Raw genomic sequence first — 1,866 nt, 5'->3', positions numbered from 1 at the left:
GGCTACGCCGCTTCTCGACACGGTCGACACGCCTGCCGACCTTCGCAAGCTATCGCCCTCGCAGCTTCCGCAGCTTGCGGAGGAATTGCGGACGGAGATGATCTCCGTGGTGGGTCAGACGGGGGGCCATCTGGGTTCCGGTCTTGGCGTGGTGGAGCTGACGACGGCTCTGCACTATGTGTTCAACACGCCCGAGGATCGTCTGATCTGGGACGTGGGGCATCAGGCCTATCCGCACAAGATCCTGACCGGGCGGCGTTCGCGCATCCGCACCTTGCGCCAGGGCGGGGGGCTTTCGGGCTTCACCAAGCGCAGCGAGAGCGAATACGACCCGTTCGGGGCCGCGCATTCCTCGACGTCGATTTCGGCGGCGCTGGGCTTTGCCATGGCCAACAAGATCGCCGGTCGCCCGGGCAAGGGCATCGCGGTGATCGGCGATGGCTCGATGAGCGCGGGCATGGCCTATGAGGCGATGAACAACGCCGAAGCGGCCGGGAACCGTCTGGTCGTCATTCTCAACGACAACGACATGTCGATCGCGCCGCCGGTGGGCGGGCTGTCGGCCTATCTGGCCCGGCTGGTCTCTTCGCGTCCGTTCCTCGAACTGCGCGATCTGGCCCGCCGCATGGCCCAGCACTTGCCCCGCCCGCTGCACCAGGCTGCGCGCAAGACCGACGAATTCGCCCGCGGCATGGCCATGGGCGGCACCCTGTTCGAGGAACTGGGCTTCTATTACGTGGGGCCGATCGACGGTCACAATCTCGACCAGCTGATCCCGGTGCTCGAAAACGTGCGCGATGCGGCGCAAGGGCCCTGCCTCGTCCATGTCGTGACGCAAAAGGGCAAGGGCTATGCCCCGGCCGAACAGGCGGCCGACAAGTACCACGGCGTGCAGAAGTTCAACGTCGTCACCGGCGAACAGGTCAAGGCGCCTGCCGGTCCGCCCAGCTATACCAACGTCTTTGCCAAGGCGCTGATCGCCGAGGCGGAACGCGATCCCACCATCTGCGCGATCACTGCCGCGATGCCTTCGGGCACCGGGCTCGACAAGTTCGCGCAGATGTTCCCGGAACGCTCGTTCGACGTCGGCATTGCCGAACAGCACGCGGTGACTTTTGCCGCGGGACTTGCCGCGCAAGGGATGCGCCCGTTCTGCGCCATCTATTCGACGTTCCTGCAGCGCGCCTATGACCAGGTCGTGCACGACGTCGCGATCCAGAACCTGCCGGTGCGTTTCGCGATCGACCGTGCGGGTCTGGTCGGGGCCGACGGGGCGACCCACGCCGGCACGTTCGACATCACCTATCTGGCCAGCCTGCCCAACATGGTCGTCATGGCCGCCGCCGACGAGGCGGAACTGGTGCACATGACCCACACTGCCGCGCTGCACGACAGCGGGCCGATCGCGTTCCGCTATCCGCGCGGCAACGGCGTGGGCGTGGCTCTGCCCGAAGTTCCCCAGGCGCTGGAAATCGGCAAGGGCCGCGTCGTTCGCGAAGGCAGCAAGGTGGCGATCCTCTCGCTCGGCACGCGTCTGGCCGAAGCGCTCAAGGCCGCCGATCAGCTCGACGCCAAGGGGCTTTCGACGACGGTCGCCGACTTGCGCTTCGTCAAGCCGCTCGATGAAGAGCTGATCCGACGCCTCGCCGTCACGCATGAAGTGGTGGTCACGATCGAGGAAGGCTCGATCGGCGGTCTGGGTGCCCATGTCCTGACCATGGCCAGCGACGAAGGTCTGACCGATGCGGGCCTCAAGATCCGCACCATGCGCCTGCCCGACCTGTTCCAGGACCACGACAGCCCCGATCGCCAGTACGACGAAGCCGGCCTCAATGCCCCGCACATCGTCGATACCGTCCTCAAGGC

The 1,866-nt window shown here is 66.2% G+C and carries 1 protein-coding gene; it reads left to right on the top strand.

The annotated features are described in order from the left end of the window. A partial coding sequence (gene dxs / locus Y88_RS18685) for a 1-deoxy-D-xylulose-5-phosphate synthase (protein WP_040702696.1) occupies positions 1-1,866 on the top strand: 1,866 nt, incomplete at both ends.

The organism is Novosphingobium nitrogenifigens DSM 19370, assembly GCF_000192575.1.
GTDB lineage: Bacteria > Pseudomonadota > Alphaproteobacteria > Sphingomonadales > Sphingomonadaceae > Novosphingobium > Novosphingobium nitrogenifigens.
Note: the sequence above shows the minus strand (reverse complement) of the source record. Positions and strands in the feature narration are given on the sequence as shown.